Genomic DNA, 18,112 nt, shown 5'->3' on the forward strand with positions numbered 1-18,112 from the left:
ATACGACAAAATAACATATAAATCTAAGTTTATGTGATTATAAAAATATATTACTGTGTTTAAATACTATTTTTCTATTAAAGGATGAAAAAGGTAGAAGATTTTGATAAAATATGAATAGAGGTTAGCTTAGGCTAGAAAGGGGCAAAGGAATGAAAAGTTTTAAAGAAAGAATAGATTTATTTTGGCGGCTCTTTTTAGAAGAGGAGGCTAGCTTAAGAGAAAGCCTAGAAAATGAAGAAAATTTTCAAGGAGCAAGGCAGCATATAGAAGAGCTTATAGATAATACCTTTTCCACGCGTAATTGTGAGATAGGATTTAATAAAAGTACTAATAAGTGGGAGCTCATGTTAACTCCAGAAGGTGATAAAGCTAGACTATTTGCGCTAAGCTATTGGAAGGAAGAAGTACCAAGTCAGCTATTAGAACACTGGACTTTTTATGAGATGAGAAAGCCGATGGCAAATACCGAAAATTTTAAACTTCATATGTATGATACCGTTTTAGAGGTAAGAGATGTTTTACTTTATCCCAGTTTAGAGGAGGGAAGGGTAAATCTTAGGGCATATTCAGAGAAGTTAAATGAGTTGGATGAAGCCGAAGCTTATTTAATGCTGTATATTTTTATGCAACAGTTTATTGGCGAAGCATATGATATGGCTTATATTGGTGAGGTAGAGATAGTACCTAATCTAGAGATAGAAGAAGCATTATTGCTAACGGAACTTAAAGCATATATTGAAGATATGATTGAAGAGGGTTATGTTCCTGTATATGGCGATCTTTGTGAGGTCTTTACAGCATATGAACTTCTACCTAGTAAGGAACGTAGATGTCCCTTGAGAGAAGATATTTACGAGGGAAAGAGCGCGCTTATGGCACTTGTACATGAATATTATACCAATAAAGTAGGTGTGCTAGATGAGGGGCAGCAGCTGGGGATTACTTATGGCTTTATATTTTTTAATACAGAAAATATGTCCAAGGAAAGTGCATTAAGTGTACGTAACCGATTAGAAGATCAGCTTATAAAGGTGAGTAGGGAAAAGCATTTTGTTCGATACATTGGAGGAGCTACTGGACTCTTTAATAGTTATATCGATTGTATTGTTTATGATATGATAGAATTTACAAGCTACATGGAGCAGCTTATAGAAAAGTATGGATTTGAGCATCTTAGTTTTAAGTTGTTTAGACCAGGGGGAAAAGAAATTACTTTCTAGAAAAAGACAGATAAAGAAAGTATAAGAACGGGGGAGGCAAACATGCAGTATTTAGATTTGCCAATAAAATATGAGGGTAGAGTTAGGCTATGTTTTGATGTTATTACTAAGTTAATACCTGGTAGTGAAATCTATTTATTTGGAAACTATGCTAAGGGCTATGTAGGAGCAGAAAGTATGATTAGCCTTCTAGTGCTGATTGGTATAGAAAACTCTGTTAGGGAAATTCATAGACTGCGCTGGGAAGTAGAGGAGATGGTCTATCGCATTAACGATGAGGTTTTTCAAATCGAACTGATTATTTTACCAGCACCATTATATAAAAAATATATGTCTACTTCGTCTAAACTTAAGCAAATAGAGAGAGAAAAAATAGATTTAATGGGGATGAGTTGGCGTTGACAAATGGGCATATGCACAATATAATTTAAATGTGCATATGCCCATTTAATGTGGAGATAACTTACGAAAGAAGTGATGCTATGCCGAGAATAGCCAAATGTAGACGTGTATGTGCGGAACCAAAACATAAGTTTTTTAAATCAGATACATTATTAAATGAAGAAGTCATCTTATGTGTTGAAGAACTAGAAAGTATAAGACTTACAGACTTCGAAAATCTCGATCAAGATGTAGCGGCTGAGCGAATGTCTATTTCAAGAGGAACGTTCCAGCGCATTCTCTATAGTGCTAGGCACAAGGTGGCAGAAGCACTAGTTATGGGGAAGTCTATTGCCATTGATGGTGGAAACTATGAAGTTTCTAAGAAACTATGTGAGGCTAGCAAGAGGTGTAAACACTGTTGTTTTTCTAAAAAGCAAGAAGAATAAAAGTTAATCAATCAAACAGTGAATACCCCGTATAATAACTCAATCATTATAACGACTAAAATTTTAATAGCTAATAAAATACAATAAATGAATCTACTATTTTAAGGAGATGTTAATATGAGTGAAGGATGTACAAGTGGTAGTTGTGGAAGTTGCAGTGAAAGCTGCTCTTCTAGAAAATCAGGACCAAAAAGCCTTTTAGAAAAGCCACATCAATTAAGTAACATTAAAAAGGTAATCGGAGTTGTAAGTGGTAAAGGTGGTGTAGGAAAATCTAGTATAACAGCTAGATTAGCTATATCTATGAATCGTAAAGGTTATCATAGTGCGGTGTTAGATGCAGATATTACAGGACCATCTATTCCAAAACTCTTCGGTATTAATCAAAAAGCTTATGCAACGGAAGAGGGCTTATATCCAGTACCTACAAAAAATGGTATTGATATTATGTCTATTAATTTATTATTAGATAAGCCAACAGATCCAGTTGTATGGAGAGGACCTGTTATAGCAGGTGCTGTTAAACAATTTTGGCAGGAAGTCATCTGGCAAGATGTTGATTATATGTTTGTAGATATGCCACCAGGAACAGGTGATGTAGCCCTTACAGTATTTCAATCTATCCCACTAGATGGCATCATCATTGTTACTTCACCACAGGATTTAGTGTCTATGATCGTAAGTAAGGCTGTGAAGATGGCACAAATGCTGAATATACCTATTATCGGTATAGTTGAAAACTATAGTTATTTCAAATGCCCAGATTGTGATAATAAGCATTTTATTTTTGGAGAAAGCAAAATAGGGCAAGTAGCAGCAGAGCAAGGAATAGAAGTACTAGCGCAGCTACCAATAGACCCAGCTTTTGCAACACTTTGTGACAAAGGCCAAGTAGAAGAAGTAAAAGAAGACTTAGTAAGTAGTGTAGCAGAGCGTATTGTGACATTTTGTAATAAGTAAAGTGACATCATTAGTTCTATAATTAACCTAGCAAAAGTGATAAATGGGAAAAAGAATATAAAAGCCTAAGGTTAAAGTTAAAAGTACTTATTTAATGATAAGTATTTATAATAAAGTTTTAGGAAAGGGAGATTGTTATGAAAATTGCAGTACCAACAGAAAACAATCATATTTATGGACACTTTGGTAAAGCTAAACTTTTTACAGTATATGAAGTAACAGAAAATGCATCCATCCATCAAACAGCATTAAATACTGAAGGAAGCGGCCATGGTGCCTTAGTAGCAGCTTTAAAAGAAGAAAAAGTAGATACTCTTTTATGTGGTGGCATTGGAGGTCCAGCAAAATCAGGACTTGAAAAAGAAGGCATTAAGGTTATTTCAGGTTTAAGTGGAGAAGTAGAGCAGCTAGTTTTTGATTATCTTCAAGGTAAGCTTCCTGAAAGCGGCGGAGTGACCTGCAATCACCATCATGGAGAAGAACATGATTGTAACCATCATGAAGATGGACATGACTGCCATTGTCATTAAATCAAATAACTATTGAATCATAAGAAAACAGCTTAAATAGGTAATGAATGCCTTATTTAAGCTGTTTTTTGTTGCAGTATAACTAGTTAAATAGAAATTTGTCTGGGTGTTTATGGAGAAGTACGTCTGAGAGAAAATGAGTGGGTATGGGTGCCTTCCGTTGTTCCGGTTCACATTTTTAGAAGCACTAAGTTCACTTATTTAGATGAACGGCAGAACTCACTTCGTTCAAACAGCTGCCTAAAACCCATATAAAATGTTCACTAAGTGCTTCTAAAAAATGCTCCCAAGTCACTACTCCAGGCACCCATACCCACTCATTTTCACAAACGTTGTTGACCTCATAAACATCCAAGACAGTGACGAAGTAGGGAAAGAAGGCATAACGACAAGTATTTTTCATTTTTTATTAGGGAGTCGGCTTCCTGACTACATATATATAAGTGTAAAAACAAAATAAATAACTTCCCTCGGCATAATTACCACAGCTTCAACCTGAGGAACTGACCGGGTCAGCCAAGTCTCAATCTATTGTTATAGGTACCTCTGGACTTAAGGAAGATGTTCACTGGTGCGCTGCAAGGAAGGCGCCACTTATAAGTTGTTTTCAATGTTTTTATACCTAGCATTACCAAATAAAGTTTTAAACCAGAGTCTTAAGGTCTTAGCTTCCTAGCATAGGGTGCGCCGGCCAAGACTTTAAGGAGCTCCTCACTCATTGGTTTAGCTTTCATAGCTAGTCTTAGTAGGCACTAAGCTATAACGCATACGTGCTGAGGAGCCATCTTGCACCTTGATTAGGGTCTATTTAGCTAGTTATGCAAGTTAATTTCCAGAGTCTGGACCAAGGAAACACATCTTCGGGTATATATAGTACTTGGAGATGTGTTTTTTTGCGTTCTTTAACTGCTATTAATATGATTTGTCGTTACGCCTTTTTCCCAGGCTGCCTCAATGTCATGGATGTTTATGAGGTCAATAACGTTTGTGAAAATGAGGGAGAGGGTTGCCTGGAAGAGAGTGACTTGGGAGAATTTTTTTAGAGGCACTTGGCGAACGTTTTGGATGGGTTTTAGCATGAGTGTCTGACCAGCGGGAGTTTTCGTGCGTTCATCCAAATAAGTGAGCCTAGTGCCTCAAAAAATTTGAACCGGAACTTTGGAAGGTAGCCCTCTCCCTCATTTTCCTCCAGAAGTCATTCTCCATAAACACCGAGACAAATTTCTGTTTATAATAGCAGTTAAATAATGATATTGATTTTTTAGAAGTAATACACGTGGTAGTAAAAATATAAAAACATTTTTCGGGATAGTATTAAGAAATTAATGAGGCTGTAACCCTCTAGTAACAAAGAAAATGTATAATATATTTTATAATAAAGATTACTAAAAGAAGAGATAAATTAATAGGGGGAGAGTTTTATGAGGATTAGAGGGGGATTATCAAAAGTATATAGTATATTATTAATAGGTTTTTTAGGGTTAAGCTCAGTAGGAAATATTTATGGGGAAGAAGTAAAAACAATTAAGGACTATAACCAAGTTATTGAGCTAAAGGATTTTGCAGGTAAAGTAATTCTATGCTTAGATAGCGATATTGCTTTTATAGATGGAAAAGAGGTTCAAGGTGTATCATTACTATTAGAAGATAATAGGGTGTTATTACCACTTCGGATAACAGCAGAAGGATTAAAAGCTAAAGTAGATTGGGATAAAAAGACAGGGCAAATTGATGTCACCACGAGTAAAGCTAAGATAACATTAAAAATAGGAAGCAAGACAATGCAAATAGGTAACAAGAATGTATCATTAGAGGTAGCTCCGTTTATTAAGAATAAAACTACTTATTTACCCCTTAGGGCTATAGGTGAGGCATTAGGCGTAGAAGTCAAGTATGATCAAGCCAATAAGTTCGTTTATGTAGGAGGTGTAGTAGATGGCTATCTTAATTCAACCTTACAAATAGCATTTGAAAAACAGAACTATAACATTATTTTTAGTCATAAGTGGTGCCTTATTGGTGAGAAAAACAACAAATTATTTTATAGAGATTTAGATAATGATAAGGGATGGATTGAACTAATAGCAAAACAAACAAAAGATAAAACAGTTAAGTATGCAAGTTTCCATGTAGGGGATGGTATTATGGGAACAGATTTAATCGTTAGAATAGTAGATAATAAACAAGCAGATTTAATCGTGAATGATGATATTTACGATTTTCAAGTACAAGATGGCTATGTATATTATATTAAAGCACATCCAATGGAAGCATTACTTAGTAATACACCAGAGATGATGCAATATTATGATGGTAATCTAATGAAGGTTTCTATTGAAGAAGCGATTAAAGCTAATCCAGAAGGTAGACAAGTTGAAGGTGAGATATTAGGAGAAAAGGGATATTTTTATGGTATAGGTATAAGTTTAGGTAGCTGGGAACAAGATGGTAAACTTTATCCTATGGGGTTTGAACTTAATGAAGGAGGAACAGGTTATTTAGTAGATTGGGAAGTGAAGCCAGATGGTATTTATGCTATAGGTGTAGATGTGACATCAGAACATGGGGATCAAACCCAAGGAAAATACAAAGTAGCACTTACAGGCAATACTCACGAGAAACTTCAATAAAACCCCTTGCCAACAAATTAGTATGAGTAACCTCTAAACATGAACCACAGTAAAGTAGCATATAATGAAGAAGAAAGAGAACCATCTCAGTTAGGAGGAGCCTATGAAAGTTGCTATAACTACTGATGGAAGAAGTGTATCAAAACAATTTGCAAGCACCAAGGGTCTTGAAATTTTTGATGTACAAAAGGGAAAAGCTACAAGCAAGATGTTAGTTGATGCCTCTGCAGGAGGAGGCTACGAAGGTCTAGTGTATATTTTGCAGAATGAAGAAGTAGAAGTTGTATTATGTGGGGAAATCAAGGCGAATGAAAGAAAAGAATTAGAAGATTACGGGCTTCAAGTCTTTCCAGGAGCCAGAGGAAGCACAACTAGTATTTTAAATGCGTACTTAAGAAGTCTAAGGCAAAGTAATGTCAACAGTCACAATAAATAGCGCATAAAAAATAATAAAAGTAAAAGACTAAGAGGAATAAGAAGTATCCTCTTAGTCTTTTACTTTTTATAAAGGCATTCAACTTTTTATAAGTCAATTTATAGAGTGCTGTTGTTATGCTTGCGATCAGTAATTTGCCTATTACTTGGAGTAAGCGTATAATAATATGGTGAAAACAATCAATATAGAATCAATACATAATATTTAAGATCAGTTTGGAGGCGAATGTGTTGAATGCAATGATGGGAATAGGTATAGCGATTATTTGTGGGTATTTTATAGGGAAATTGATTAATAAGTTGAAAATTCCTTCGGTTGCAGGCTATGTTATAGCAGGCTTATTATTAGGACAATCATTTCTAGGGGTATTTAATGAAGCATTTATTGAAGCCACTAGCAGTATAAGTGATTTAGCTCTGGGACTTATTGCTTTTAGCATAGGCGGAGAATTATTAGCAAGTGAGCTTAAAAAGATTGGTATTAAAGTATTTATAATAGCTTTTTTTGAAGCCTTTTTTGCATTTGTCTGTGTAACAGGAGCAATGCTATTATTAAAGCAACCTATGGAGACGGCATTACTACTTGGAGCAGTTGCATCAGCTACAGCACCAGCAGCAACAGTTATGGTCATCAATGAACTAGGAGCTAAAGGACCTTTAAGCAAGACCTTAATAGCTGTAGTTGCCATAGATGATGCCATTTGCTTAATGATTTATGCAGTAGCATCATCTATTGCAAAGGTACTTATAACAAATACACAAAATGTAGAATGGTCACATGTTATGATCAGTCCATTAATTGAAATTGGTGGTTCTATCATACTAGGTATGGTTATTGGTGCTATAGTAGTGGTTATTTTAAGTAAAGTATCTTTTACAAGAGAAATACTAACAGTTGTCATAGCTGCCATTTTATTAACACTAGGAATAGCGACTAAATTAGGTTTATCAGCTCTATTATGTAATATGAGTCTAGGCATAATGGTAGCCAATCTTAGTTCTAATAAAGCAAAAGCATTTGCAACGATTGAATCTATTACGGCGCCTATATATACAGCATTTTTTGTATTAGCAGGTGCCAGACTTCAAATAAGTTTGTTAGGACAAATAGGAGTGATAGGTGTAGTATATACAATTGCTAGAATTGTAGGTAAGGTAAGCGGAGCATCTTGTGGGGCAATCATTACGGGAGCAGAGCCAAGTGTCAAAAAATATATAGGCCTAGGATTACTTTCTCAAATTGGAGTGGCAGTTGGACTCGCTATCGTTATTAGTCATGAGTTTGCAGGTACAGAAATAGGCAATTTAGTAATAACTATATTATTAGCTACTACTATTATTACTGAAATTATAGGCCCACTATGTACGAGATATGCCATTATTAAAGCGGGCGAGGATGGGAAAGTAGGTTTACAAGTACAGTAAGATTAAATATAAATAGGAGGGATGCTAGATGTATGTATTATTTATTATTCTTAATGAAATAGAGTATTTAACTGAGATTATTAAAAAGATGAAAGAAGCAGGCGTAAGGGGGGCAACAGTTATTGAAGGTACTAGTGCAAGTGAAATCGTAGATAATGATTTATATACGGCTTCATTTTTAGCAAGTCTAGTAAATGCATATGAAAGAAGAAATAAAGCAAGTAGAGTGATATTTTCATTAATTGAACGTGAAGAGCAGGTTCAAAGAGCAATGGAAGAGGTGCAAAAAATATTAGAAGGGGAAGCTAAAAAATCACCTCTAGGTATGATGTTTGTATTGCCAGTAGCTCATATGCAAGGGGGAGAACTAGGAAGGCATATTGAGAGCAGAGATAAAAAGAGAAAATTAGAGGAAAAGAACGCATCGAAATCAGAATAAGAGGGAAGGAGCCTAATATATGTATTTGATGATTACAGTTATTAGTAATATAGATAAACTTAAACCAACGCTGAAGGCATTAAAGAGTGTGGGTACCAAAAGTAATGTAGCAATAGATGCTATAGGTACAAATAATATTGAGAATAGCTATCTTGCCTCTCAATCAGCAATAGAATCAGCATTATTATCTATTAGTCAAGTGGCTCAATATAGAAAAGTTATTTTATCTATTATCCCTGATGAAGAGATATTTCTTAAGGCTACAGATGCAGTTCGAAAAGTACTAGGCAATGATTTGAAAAAACCTAATACAGGCATTATGTTTACAATACCACTTAATGCATTATATATGAAAGATGTTGGTCAATATATAAATTTCACTACAAATTCTAACGAAGTGTTATAGAAAAAATTAATATATGTATATAAAAAAGGGACGAAGAATGGATAGGCACTTCTTCGTCCCTTTTTGTGTAAGGATAATAATATGAGGGTTAGAAATTATGCCCGTTCCAGCCCCAGTGGTTAACAAATTCATATTTAACATAAATTGCATTCTGAGGAATACCTAGTTCTTTTTCATAAAGGGCGCAAATTTTAGCGGTTACTTGTTCCAAAGCTGCATCGGAGGTAGAGCCAAAGATTTTTACTTCTACGAAAGCACCTTTATCAAGTTTTTTTCCGCTAAAGAAAAGAGAATATTCATCATCAAAGCCCACCATAAGGAAGTTTTCGCTTTTTCCTGGAATAGTACTGATGATTTGTCCGAGTGCAGTCTTGAGTGTTTCCTTTTTCTCTTCTGATAACGTTAACGTGATTTTTGAATCAATATAGGGCATAAACTCATCCTTTCTACAAATAAATAGAATTATAACATAGAAATATTATACCAAAAGATAGAAGTAAAATCCCTTATTTTCCTTATAGTTAAAGTAAAAGCTAACTGATTTTAGAATTATTTCATAAAAACCAAAGAAAAAATGAAAAAAATCATTGACGTACGTAAGGAAGTAGTGTATTATTAAACAAGTCAGTGGCGAACAGTTGCTGAGAGCAAATGAACTTTGAAAACAAAATAGTAACTATAAACCAGTCGATTCATTACGTCTCTAATTAAGAGATGAGAATCAGTACAACTTGTACTAAGTAAAATAGTCAGTAGTAGAAATACTACACGGACAAACTTTTTTATGAGAGTTTGATCCTGGCTCAGGATGAACGCTGGCGGCGTGCTTAACACATGCAAGTCGAACGAAGTGATAGGAGCTTGCTCCTAGAACTTAGTGGCGGACGGGTGAGTAACGCGTGGGTAACCTGCCCTATGCAGGGGGATAACGTTTGGAAACGAACGCTAATACCGCATAAACTATCGGTAATCGCATGATTATTATAGTAAAGATTTATCGGCATAGGATGGACCCGCGTTGGATTAGCTAGTTGGTGAGATAACAGCCCACCAAGGCGACGATCCATAGCCGGCCTGAGAGGGTGAACGGCCACATTGGGACTGAGACACGGCCCAAACTCCTACGGGAGGCAGCAGTGGGGAATATTGCACAATGGGCGCAAGCCTGATGCAGCGACGCCGCGTGAAGGAAGAAGGTCTTCGGATTGTAAACTTCTATCAGCAGGGAAGAAAAAAATGACGGTACCTGACTAAGAAGCTCCGGCTAACTACGTGCCAGCAGCCGCGGTAATACGTAGGGAGCGAGCGTTATCCGGATTTACTGGGTGTAAAGGGTGCGTAGGCGGTTTGTTAAGTCAGAAGTGAAATTTAGGGGCTCAACCTCTAAGCTGCTTCTGAAACTGATGAACTAGAGTGTGGGAGAGGAAAGTGGAATTCCGAGTGTAGCGGTGAAATGCGTAGAGATTCGGAGGAACACCAGTAGCGAAGGCGGCTTTCTGGACCATAACTGACGCTGAGGCACGAAAGCGTGGGGAGCAAACAGGATTAGATACCCTGGTAGTCCACGCTGTAAACGATGAATGCTAGGTGTCGGGGCTTACGGGTCTCGGTGCCGAAGTTAACACATTAAGCATTCCACCTGGGAAGTACGATCGCAAGATTGAAACTCAAAGGAATTGACGGGGACCCGCACAAGCGGTGGAGCATGTGGTTTAATTCGAAGCAACGCGAAGAACCTTACCTAAACTTGACATCCCGATGACCGGTCTTTAATCGGACCTTTCCTAGCTTGCTAGGACATTGGTGACAGGTGGTGCATGGTTGTCGTCAGCTCGTGTCGTGAGATGTTGGGTTAAGTCCCGCAACGAGCGCAACCCCTATCTTTAGTAGCCAGCATTAAGTTGGGCACTCTAGAGAGACTGCCAGGGATAACTTGGAGGAAGGTGGGGATGACGTCAAATCATCATGCCCCTTATGTTTAGGGCTACACACGTGCTACAATGGCTGCTACAAAGGGAAGCGATCTCGCGAGAGTCAGCAAACCTCAAAAAAGCAGTCCCAGTTCAGATTGTAGTCTGCAACTCGACTACATGAAGTTGGAATCGCTAGTAATCGCGAATCAGAATGTCGCGGTGAATACGTTCCCGGGTCTTGTACACACCGCCCGTCACACCATGGGAGTTGGGGGGGCCCAACGCCGGTGACCCAACCCTTCGGGGAGGGAGCCGTCTAAGGCAAAACCAATAACTGGGGTGAAGTCGTAACAAGGTAGCCGTATCGGAAGGTGCGGCTGGATCACCTCCTTTCTAAGGAATAAGAATTGCTGGTTTAATAGTTACTGTTTTGTTTTGAGAGTTCATCGCTAGATGTAACTATCAAAGCACCGAACCGAAGTGAAACAGTGATGAGGTGTTTTGATACAACGGAAATATGATACATGAAAATAAACCTTTCAAAACATTGAGCCAAGGCGAAATGAGTTGGAAGGTATTTTTGTGTATATAGAATGAAATAAAGAGACAGCTTCAAAGTTCTCATTCCATTTTCATATCAGATTTTTGAAATTTTATCCTATCCTTATTTGTAGGAATACCATTTACTACTATTTTCCACGCTCCATCTTGAAATACTTCATATTGTTCAAAAGCACAGGGTAATCCATTTGCAGTAGCTATGTCGCTACTATCCATAAGCTGAAAATGCAAATGTGGAGCAAAGGAATTGCCTGAATGGCCTACTCTGCCAATAACTTCACCTTTTTTTACACTCTGACCAACTGAAACTTGAATAGATCCTGTTTGAAGATGGACAAGTGCAGCATATACATTGTCGCCACATTCTATAATGATGTAGTTGCCAGCAACTGATTGTACATCATCTTTTTCCGGATTGAAATAATGAGCATTTTTATATGCGTTAGACATATCTGAGAGCAAATTCGTTCTTGCTTGTTCTTCATAACCGTCCTTCGCTTGGATGACAATCCCGTTGCAAGGTGCATAGACTTCTTGCCCCCAACAATAATATTCATTTAAGGGAACCCCAAAAAGAAGATAATGCGGCAAACTAACGCGGTAGGCGGGCCAGCCCTTTCTATCCCAATCGACTTGTATAAAGTCATAAGCATATCTTGTTCCTAATTGGTTTGTGCCATGACTCGGAATTTTTGTCCCTGGAGTATTAGGAGAAAGCCATTCTCCCCTCAAAGGAAACGCTACAATTACTGGCTCACGTGTTTCTATCATTTCATCCCTCCTATTAACACATTCTTTACCTATATTAGTAAAATTGACTTCTATTATACATTCATTTACCTAAAAGGTAAACAAACAGGATGCGTTACGCCATGATATATTTATAGTCCTTGCTGATCTCGCCGGACGGGAGTATAATACCCTTGTCTAAAAGTACGTTTTTTATATTTACAAGAACTTATAAGAAGATTTTCGTCTATCAAATCAATAAAAAATAGTAAAAGCAATTAATTATTGTAGGATAGATAAGTCAATACTTAGTATAAATCGAAGGAGGGGAAAGAAATGTATCAAAATGAAGAATCAAAGTTAGTTACAATATATAAGGATGCTAAATTAAGGGCAGAGAAACACTTGATGTTACTTAGAAATGCTAAACAAGATGAAATAATTGAGTCCGATAGGATTTTACAATACCTGCAAGAAACTATAGATTGCTTGAAAATTTGTATAGAAGCTCTAGGTGAAAAATCGGAAACTAAGATGCAATATGCAAGGTACAAGGATGAACTAGGGGAATTAGGCGAAGAAATTATTAAATTAACCAAACCGAATAGATGGTAGCTTCAGAGGCTAGTTACATAAGCATGTGGGCTTACTAGCTACTAACTGAGAATGGGTTACTTAAAAGTGCCTTATTGTATTTTAATAAGAAATTTGGTATCTTAAATGAGAAGAGATTTCAAAATTATACAGAGTACTAGGTTTAAATAAACTAATAAGGGAGCAAGCTAGATAGAAGAAAGGAGTCCTAAAATGACTAAACCAATCAAAGAAATAGACTTAATAATAATCGGTGCAGGCCCAGCAGGACTTACAGCTGCTATTTATGCTGCTAGAGCTGGTCTTGAAACACTTGTACTTGAGAAAGATGTAATAGGTGGACAAGTTAGGTTAAGCTATACAATAGAAAATTATCCAGGCTTTAATAGCATTAAAGGTAATGAATTAGCTGACAAAATAGAAGGACAAGCTACAGAAACAGGTGCTATTATTGATGAGTTTGATGCAATAGAACAGGTTTCGTTAAATGATGAGGAAAAAGTAGTAGAAACAGGTGATTATATTTATAGACCTAAAGCTGTTATTATTGCTACAGGCGCAAAGCCTAAGTCGCTTCCTATTCCGGGTGAACAGAAGTATTTAGGTAAAGGTATTCATTACTGCGCTGTATGTGATGGCGCAAGCTACAAAGATGAAGAGATTGCTGTTGTAGGTGGTGGTAATGCGGCACTGGAAGAAGCCTTATTTTTAGCTAAACTTGCTAAGAAAGTAATTATTATTAGAAGATATGATTATTTTAAAGCTGAGGCTAAGACGTTAGAAGAAGTAGAGCATACGCCTAATATAGAGATTATGTATAACTGGGATTTAATAGATGTAGCAGGAGACAACTTTGTTGAAGTAGCAATGGTTAAAAATACACAAACTGATGAAATGAAAGAAATACCTATTAAAGCGGTATTTGGTTATATAGGAACTGAACCTAAAACAGATTTATTTAAAGAATACGTGCATCTTACTGAGAATGGTTACATTAAAGCTAATGAAAGTATGGAAACTAACATTAAAGGTGTATATGTAGCAGGTGATGTAAGAGAAAAGGAATTTAGGCAAATCACAACAGCAGTAGCTGATGGAACAATAGCTGCGCTAAAAGCAGAACAATATATTGCAAGGCAATAAGGAGGAATAAAATATGATAAAAGTATATTCAGTAGAATGGTGTGGACCATGTAATAAAGTGAAAAAGTATTTAGAAAGTAAAAGTATACCATACGAAGCAGTAATAGTAGCTGATGCTAAAGAGGATAGAGATATTGTTGAGCAGATTTCAGGACAAAGATCAGTACCTGTAACAACAATTAACGACCAAGTTATTATTGGATTTGATAAACAAAAAATAGATGCAGCACTAGCAACATTGGATAAATAATGCAGGAGGAGGGCGAATAGCCTTCCTTTTTTGCTAACTAAAGATTTGAACTATATCTAAGTGTATTTATGAAAGAAATAAATTTATAGTGATAATAAGCAGTGGATGCCTTAAATACATATTCAGATAAGTGGAATTGTTACAGAGTTAGATGCTATTGTAGGACAATTTAAAATATAGAGTATCAAAAAACGAGGAGCTTATAATATAAGTTCCTCGTTTTTGATAGTAAAGTATTACCAGTTAATTTCTAGACCTACACCTACTTCATGAATAGGGAGTTCTTGATGCATAGCTGCTTTGACCTGGAAAGAAACACAGTGGCAAGGATAAAGTTCTTTAATGTTGTGTTTCTTAAAATAATCAATGGTATAGTCCAGTCTAGAAGAGAGGTCAAAGAGGTGAAAACCGCCTATAACGCCTAAGATTGTATCACACTGACAAACTTTCTTTGCATGCTGGATGATATTACAAATACCACTATGTGAGCAGCCTGTGATCACATATAAACCTTCAGAAGTTTGATAGACCAAAGCTGTATCATCCATTAAGTAATCATCTTCTAGAGGATGACAACCACATTGGCATTGTCCAATGGGTCCTGCATTTTCAAAATCATGAACTCTAGGAATCTCGCCTAAGTAGGTAAGATTAGGACTGATTTTAATAGGTGTTTTAACTAAATCTAGAGTAACGAAGTTTTCTAACTCCTCTTTAGATATAGGACATCCAATTTCTAAATCACCTATGACCTTTTTAGAAAAAGTATCTGGGTGAGCTAGAATTTTAAGGTTAGATAGGTCAAAGGCCTCTGAGCTTTGTAAATAAGCTAAGCCTCCTGTGTGATCATTATGTCCATGAGAAATAGCAATGGTGGATATTTCCTTTAATGGTACATTTAATTTCTTTGCGTTTTGTATATATAAGTCCGAATAACCCGCATCAAATAGTATTTTGGTATCTCCATCTTCAATATAGTAAGATACAGCAGGTTCGCCGAAATAATATTGATCTATATAGGTGTTATTATCTACAAGCACTTTTAGTTTCAAGGTATACCTCCTAAATAAGTTATTTATGCATAGCTAATAGTTTAGAGGATAAGGGGAAGATTTGCAACTAAAACAAAAATTTAAACATAGTTGTAATTGATTGACAAAATTCGACAATCATGATATATTCGAGACAATCGTAATTTCGAACATAAGTAAGGGTAAACACAAATAATGTTCGGAAAAACCTATGGATATGTTAAAAAATGCTAATTGCACAATTGATAATAACGTATGGATTTAATTTTATAAATGTTGAATAGGTATGACAGACAGTATTTAATACATAATTTTACTTCTTTTAGCAGTAGAAGTTAAGTAATGATAAGCAATAAATAGACAAAAGAATTGACTTGAAGGAAAGGATGACAACATGGACGCTAAAATGAAACACATATTTGATGAAACCATCAAGCAAACAATAGAACTAGCAGAAGATATTTATAAACATCCTGAATTAGGTTATAAAGAAGTTCGAACAGCTGGTAAAGTAAAAGAAATATTAGAAGCAGAAGGGATCCCTTATCAAGATCATGTAGCATATACGGGAATTTTGGCTACGCTTGATTCTGGTAAGCCAGGACCACATATTGGACTGATTTGTGAACTAGATGGTGTGCCAACACTCAATCACCCTTATGCTAATAAAGAAGACAACGCAGCCCATACTTGTGGACATTATGCGCAAATCGGAGCAATGATGGGTGTGTTCCTATCACTTAATAAAGCTAAGGTAATGGACCAGCTTTGCGGGAAGGTCACTTTAGTAGTCACACCTGCAGAAGAATTTTGTGATTTAGAGTATCGCAAAGGACTTATTGCAGAAGGTAAGATCAAGCACGCTTCAGGAAAACAAGAAATGATTGAACTAGGGGTATTTGATGATATGGCCCTCATCCTATCTTGTCATACCATGGGACTTGATATGAATGTTTATGACGCGGAGATTGGTGCAGGATTAAATGGCTTCTTATGTAAGAAAGCTATTTTCCATGGTAAGGGTGCTCATGCAGGAAGTAATCCAGCTGGTGGCATTAATGCCTTAAATGCAGCTAATTTAGCCATGACAGGTATTAATTTCTTAAGGGAGACCTTCCGTGAGGAAGATGCTATTCGTGTACACTTTGTAGTCAAAGAAGGTGGTCAAACTGTTAATACAGTTCCAGAGCGAGTAACAATGGAAATGTATGTACGTGCAAAGACAGTGGATGCCATCTTAGAAACAGATCAAAAAGTAACAAGGGCTTTAAGAGCAGGAGCACTTGCTATTGGCTGTGATTTAGAGATTATAGATATACCAGGGTACTTGCCTCTTCATCAAGATAAGAACTTAACAGAACTTGTTAAAATACATATTTTAAATTATGTGTCATCAGAAAGAATTGCCCAAGGAACACATGGATTTGCCTCTGGAGATATGGGAGATTTATCAAGCTTATATCCAATTGTTGAGATTGGTGTAGGTGGCTTTACAGGAACAATGCACGGCTGTGATTTTAGAACAGCTGACTATGAGCAAGCTTACCATATACCAGCCGCTTATTTTATAGATACCATTATTGACCTTCTATCAGATGGTGGTAAAAAAGCTTATGACATTAAAGAAAAATTTAACCCTATTATGAGCAAAGAAGCCTATTTAGCAATGCTAGATGGATTCAATAAAACAACTATTTATAAAAAAGGAGAATAAGAAGATGACAAAGAAATGGGCTAGAGTATTACTCACATCATTACTTACAGCAGCCTTATTTACAGGATGTTCTAGTGCACCAGCAGAAAGTAAACCAGAGGAAGGAACACAAACAGAAGCAGGAACAAATGAAACTAATGGTGAAAAAGTAAAAGTAAGCCTACTCGTAACAGGTTCTTTCGGAGATAAAGCTTTCAATGATTCAGCTCAAACAGGTATGAAACAAGTAGCAGAACAGCTTAGTGATAAAGTTGAAGTTGAAATGATTGAAATGGGTAATGACAAAACAAAATTTGAAGGTTCTTTATTAGATGCTTCTGAATCTGACTCAGACATTATCATTGTAGGAACATGGGATATGAAAGAAATTCTTGAGCAAACAGCTCCTTTATTCCCAGATAAAAAATACATCATCTTTGATACAGATGTAGACTATGCAGCAAGCGATTTAAGTAATGTATATTCTATGAGCTACAAACAAAACGAAGCAGCGTTCCTTGCAGGTGTACTTGCAGCTAGCACAACAACTTCTGATATGACTTATGCAAATGAAGAAGCTACAATTGGTTTCGTAGGTGCAAAAGATACAGCAGCGGTTATCAATGACTCAGCAGTTGGATTCATCCAAGGGGCACAATTCATTAACCCAGATATTAAAGTACTTGTTTCTTACGTAGGTTCTTACGTAGACTCTGCTAAAGCAAAAGAACTTGCTTTAACACAATACGCTTCAGGTGCTGACTGTGTATTCGTAGCAGCAGGTCCAGCTTCAGTAGGTGTTATTGAAGCTGCAGCAGAAAGCAAAAAATACGTAATCGGGGTAGATTCAGACCAAGCGCTTGCTTATGAAGGTAGTGAAGAAGCAGAGTTCATCATTTCTTCTGCTATTAAAGGTGTAGGTACAACAATCTTCTCTTCTATCGAGAGAGATTTAGAAGGTAACCTTCCATATGGTACTTACGAATTACTTGGGCTTGCAGAAAATGCAGTAGGTCTTGCAGACAACAGTATTTATCAAAGTGTTGTTTCAGAAGAAATTCGCACAACAGTAGAAGATGCTAAAGCTAGTTTGCTAGCTGGTGAAGTAAGTGTTGATACAGCTTATGGCATGGATGAAGCAACACTAAAAGGCATTATTTCTAGTGCTCAGTAGAAGGGCAATTAATAATGAAAAATGAAGAGCGAATGATGAGTCACCTAGAGCTTGATAGTATTCATTAAGAGTTAAGGATAAAGGCGTATGAGGATCTTTAGCTTGAGAGATTTTGCCTAAGGTATATAACCATTGCCGAGCCTATC

18 protein-coding genes and 1 rRNA gene are annotated in these 18,112 nt (G+C 36.5%); 16 read left to right on the plus strand and 3 right to left on the minus strand.

Annotated elements, in window-relative coordinates:
• Positions 1-152: 152 nt before the first annotated feature.
• From CLOLE_RS01815 to CLOLE_RS01865, 10 genes are all read left to right on the plus strand, one after another.
• Positions 153-1,223 carry a hypothetical protein gene (locus CLOLE_RS01815; RefSeq protein ID WP_013655369.1) on the plus strand — a complete coding sequence of 357 codons (1,071 nt, stop codon included), beginning with the start codon at positions 153-155 and terminating at the stop codon, positions 1,221-1,223.
• 42 nt (positions 1,224-1,265) lie between these two features.
• Positions 1,266-1,625 carry a hypothetical protein gene (locus tag CLOLE_RS01820; RefSeq protein WP_013655370.1) on the plus strand — a complete coding sequence of 120 codons (360 nt, stop codon included), beginning with the start codon at positions 1,266-1,268 and terminating at the stop codon, positions 1,623-1,625.
• An 80-nt stretch (positions 1,626-1,705) separates the two neighbouring features.
• Positions 1,706-2,053 carry a DUF134 domain-containing protein gene (locus CLOLE_RS01825; protein ID WP_041712865.1) on the plus strand — a complete coding sequence of 116 codons (348 nt, stop codon included), beginning with the start codon at positions 1,706-1,708 and terminating at the stop codon, positions 2,051-2,053.
• 117 nt (positions 2,054-2,170) lie between these two features.
• Positions 2,171-3,013 carry an Mrp/NBP35 family ATP-binding protein gene (locus CLOLE_RS01830; protein ID WP_013655372.1) on the plus strand — a complete coding sequence of 281 codons (843 nt, stop codon included), beginning with the start codon at positions 2,171-2,173 and terminating at the stop codon, positions 3,011-3,013.
• A gap of 137 nt (positions 3,014-3,150) precedes the next feature.
• Positions 3,151-3,543 (plus strand): NifB/NifX family molybdenum-iron cluster-binding protein, encoded by a 393-nt coding sequence (locus CLOLE_RS01835; RefSeq protein WP_013655373.1) that lies wholly within the window; start codon positions 3,151-3,153, stop codon positions 3,541-3,543.
• 1,421 nt (positions 3,544-4,964) lie between these two features.
• Positions 4,965-6,173, plus strand: coding sequence for a stalk domain-containing protein (locus CLOLE_RS01845; protein WP_013655374.1), 1,209 nt, complete (start codon positions 4,965-4,967; stop codon positions 6,171-6,173).
• Positions 6,174-6,276: 103 nt separating this feature from the next.
• Positions 6,277-6,609 (plus strand): NifB/NifX family molybdenum-iron cluster-binding protein, encoded by a 333-nt coding sequence (locus CLOLE_RS01850; RefSeq protein WP_013655375.1) that lies wholly within the window; start codon positions 6,277-6,279, stop codon positions 6,607-6,609.
• A gap of 227 nt (positions 6,610-6,836) precedes the next feature.
• Positions 6,837-8,033 carry a cation:proton antiporter gene (locus CLOLE_RS01855; protein ID WP_013655376.1) on the plus strand — a complete coding sequence of 399 codons (1,197 nt, stop codon included), beginning with the start codon at positions 6,837-6,839 and terminating at the stop codon, positions 8,031-8,033.
• A 28-nt stretch (positions 8,034-8,061) separates the two neighbouring features.
• Positions 8,062-8,472: a hypothetical protein gene (locus tag CLOLE_RS01860; protein ID WP_013655377.1), complete on the plus strand. Its 411-nt coding sequence runs from the start codon at positions 8,062-8,064 to the stop codon at positions 8,470-8,472.
• Between the two features lie 19 nt (positions 8,473-8,491).
• Complete coding sequence (locus CLOLE_RS01865) at positions 8,492-8,878, plus strand: hypothetical protein (RefSeq protein ID WP_013655378.1); 387 nt, start codon at positions 8,492-8,494, stop codon at positions 8,876-8,878.
• Positions 8,879-8,966: 88 nt separating this feature from the next.
• On the opposite strand, the gene CLOLE_RS01870 is transcribed toward CLOLE_RS01865, so the two are convergent.
• Positions 8,967-9,311 carry a phenylpyruvate tautomerase MIF-related protein gene (locus CLOLE_RS01870; RefSeq protein WP_013655379.1) on the minus strand — a complete coding sequence of 115 codons (345 nt, stop codon included), beginning with the start codon at positions 9,309-9,311 and terminating at the stop codon, positions 8,967-8,969.
• A gap of 347 nt (positions 9,312-9,658) precedes the next feature.
• On the opposite strand from CLOLE_RS01870, the gene CLOLE_RS01875 reads away from it, so the two are divergent.
• Positions 9,659-11,184: ribosomal RNA gene (locus CLOLE_RS01875) — 16S ribosomal RNA — on the plus strand.
• 228 nt (positions 11,185-11,412) lie between these two features.
• Here the strand turns inward: CLOLE_RS01875 and CLOLE_RS01880 are convergent.
• Complete coding sequence (locus tag CLOLE_RS01880) at positions 11,413-12,123, minus strand: M23 family metallopeptidase (protein ID WP_013655380.1); 711 nt, start codon at positions 12,121-12,123, stop codon at positions 11,413-11,415.
• A gap of 294 nt (positions 12,124-12,417) precedes the next feature.
• Between CLOLE_RS01880 and CLOLE_RS01885 the strand changes: the two genes are divergently transcribed.
• The 3 genes from CLOLE_RS01885 to CLOLE_RS01895 all read left to right on the plus strand — a co-directional run bounded on the left by CLOLE_RS01885 (position 12,418) and on the right by CLOLE_RS01895 (position 14,068).
• Entirely contained in the window at positions 12,418-12,696 is a 279-nt protein-coding gene (locus CLOLE_RS01885; protein ID WP_013655381.1) for a hypothetical protein, read from the plus strand.
• 192 nt (positions 12,697-12,888) lie between these two features.
• A complete protein-coding gene (gene trxB / locus CLOLE_RS01890) occupies positions 12,889-13,818 on the plus strand; it encodes a thioredoxin-disulfide reductase (RefSeq protein ID WP_013655382.1) in 930 nt (309 codons plus the stop codon).
• Positions 13,819-13,831: 13 nt separating this feature from the next.
• Positions 13,832-14,068 carry a glutaredoxin domain-containing protein gene (locus CLOLE_RS01895; protein ID WP_013655383.1) on the plus strand — a complete coding sequence of 79 codons (237 nt, stop codon included), beginning with the start codon at positions 13,832-13,834 and terminating at the stop codon, positions 14,066-14,068.
• A 236-nt stretch (positions 14,069-14,304) separates the two neighbouring features.
• Here the strand turns inward: CLOLE_RS01895 and CLOLE_RS01900 are convergent, their stop codons facing one another.
• The gene (locus CLOLE_RS01900) at positions 14,305-15,120 is read right to left on the minus strand and encodes an MBL fold metallo-hydrolase (RefSeq protein ID WP_013655384.1); all 816 of its coding nucleotides are present in this window, start codon (positions 15,118-15,120) and stop codon (positions 14,305-14,307) included.
• A gap of 385 nt (positions 15,121-15,505) precedes the next feature.
• Between CLOLE_RS01900 and CLOLE_RS01905 the strand changes: the two genes are divergently transcribed.
• Both CLOLE_RS01905 and CLOLE_RS01910 read left to right on the plus strand, forming a co-directional pair.
• Positions 15,506-16,813: an amidohydrolase gene (locus CLOLE_RS01905; protein ID WP_050794708.1), complete on the plus strand. Its 1,308-nt coding sequence runs from the start codon at positions 15,506-15,508 to the stop codon at positions 16,811-16,813.
• A gap of 4 nt (positions 16,814-16,817) precedes the next feature.
• On the plus strand, positions 16,818-17,966 hold the full coding sequence (locus CLOLE_RS01910) for a BMP family ABC transporter substrate-binding protein (protein WP_013655386.1): 1,149 nt from the start codon (positions 16,818-16,820) through the stop codon (positions 17,964-17,966).
• The last annotated feature ends 146 nt before the right edge of the window (positions 17,967-18,112 follow it).

The organism is Cellulosilyticum lentocellum DSM 5427 (assembly GCF_000178835.2).
Taxonomy (GTDB): Bacteria; Bacillota; Clostridia; order Lachnospirales; family Cellulosilyticaceae; genus Cellulosilyticum; species Cellulosilyticum lentocellum.

What these genes read in the sequence shown, in the direction of transcription:
- CLOLE_RS01835 (WP_013655373.1), top strand. Translation starts at nt 3,151, where the DNA reads ATGAAAATTGCAGTACCAACAGAAAACAATCATATTTATGGACACTTT.
- CLOLE_RS01865 (WP_013655378.1), top strand. Translation starts at nt 8,492, where the DNA reads ATGTATTTGATGATTACAGTTATTAGTAATATAGATAAACTTAAACCA.
- CLOLE_RS01820 (WP_013655370.1), top strand. Translation starts at nt 1,266, where the DNA reads ATGCAGTATTTAGATTTGCCAATAAAATATGAGGGTAGAGTTAGGCTA.
- CLOLE_RS01910 (WP_013655386.1), top strand. Translation starts at nt 16,818, where the DNA reads ATGACAAAGAAATGGGCTAGAGTATTACTCACATCATTACTTACAGCA.
- CLOLE_RS01880 (WP_013655380.1), bottom strand. Translation starts at nt 12,123, where the DNA reads ATGATAGAAACACGTGAGCCAGTAATTGTAGCGTTTCCTTTGAGGGGA.
- CLOLE_RS01895 (WP_013655383.1), top strand. Translation starts at nt 13,832, where the DNA reads ATGATAAAAGTATATTCAGTAGAATGGTGTGGACCATGTAATAAAGTG.
- CLOLE_RS01825 (WP_041712865.1), top strand. Translation starts at nt 1,706, where the DNA reads ATGCCGAGAATAGCCAAATGTAGACGTGTATGTGCGGAACCAAAACAT.
- CLOLE_RS01905 (WP_050794708.1), top strand. Translation starts at nt 15,506, where the DNA reads ATGAAACACATATTTGATGAAACCATCAAGCAAACAATAGAACTAGCA.
- CLOLE_RS01830 (WP_013655372.1), top strand. Translation starts at nt 2,171, where the DNA reads ATGAGTGAAGGATGTACAAGTGGTAGTTGTGGAAGTTGCAGTGAAAGC.
- CLOLE_RS01850 (WP_013655375.1), top strand. Translation starts at nt 6,277, where the DNA reads ATGAAAGTTGCTATAACTACTGATGGAAGAAGTGTATCAAAACAATTT.
- trxB (WP_013655382.1), top strand. Translation starts at nt 12,889, where the DNA reads ATGACTAAACCAATCAAAGAAATAGACTTAATAATAATCGGTGCAGGC.
- CLOLE_RS01845 (WP_013655374.1), top strand. Translation starts at nt 4,965, where the DNA reads ATGAGGATTAGAGGGGGATTATCAAAAGTATATAGTATATTATTAATA.
- CLOLE_RS01870 (WP_013655379.1), bottom strand. Translation starts at nt 9,311, where the DNA reads ATGCCCTATATTGATTCAAAAATCACGTTAACGTTATCAGAAGAGAAA.
- CLOLE_RS01860 (WP_013655377.1), top strand. Translation starts at nt 8,062, where the DNA reads ATGTATGTATTATTTATTATTCTTAATGAAATAGAGTATTTAACTGAG.
- CLOLE_RS01815 (WP_013655369.1), top strand. Translation starts at nt 153, where the DNA reads ATGAAAAGTTTTAAAGAAAGAATAGATTTATTTTGGCGGCTCTTTTTA.
- CLOLE_RS01885 (WP_013655381.1), top strand. Translation starts at nt 12,418, where the DNA reads ATGTATCAAAATGAAGAATCAAAGTTAGTTACAATATATAAGGATGCT.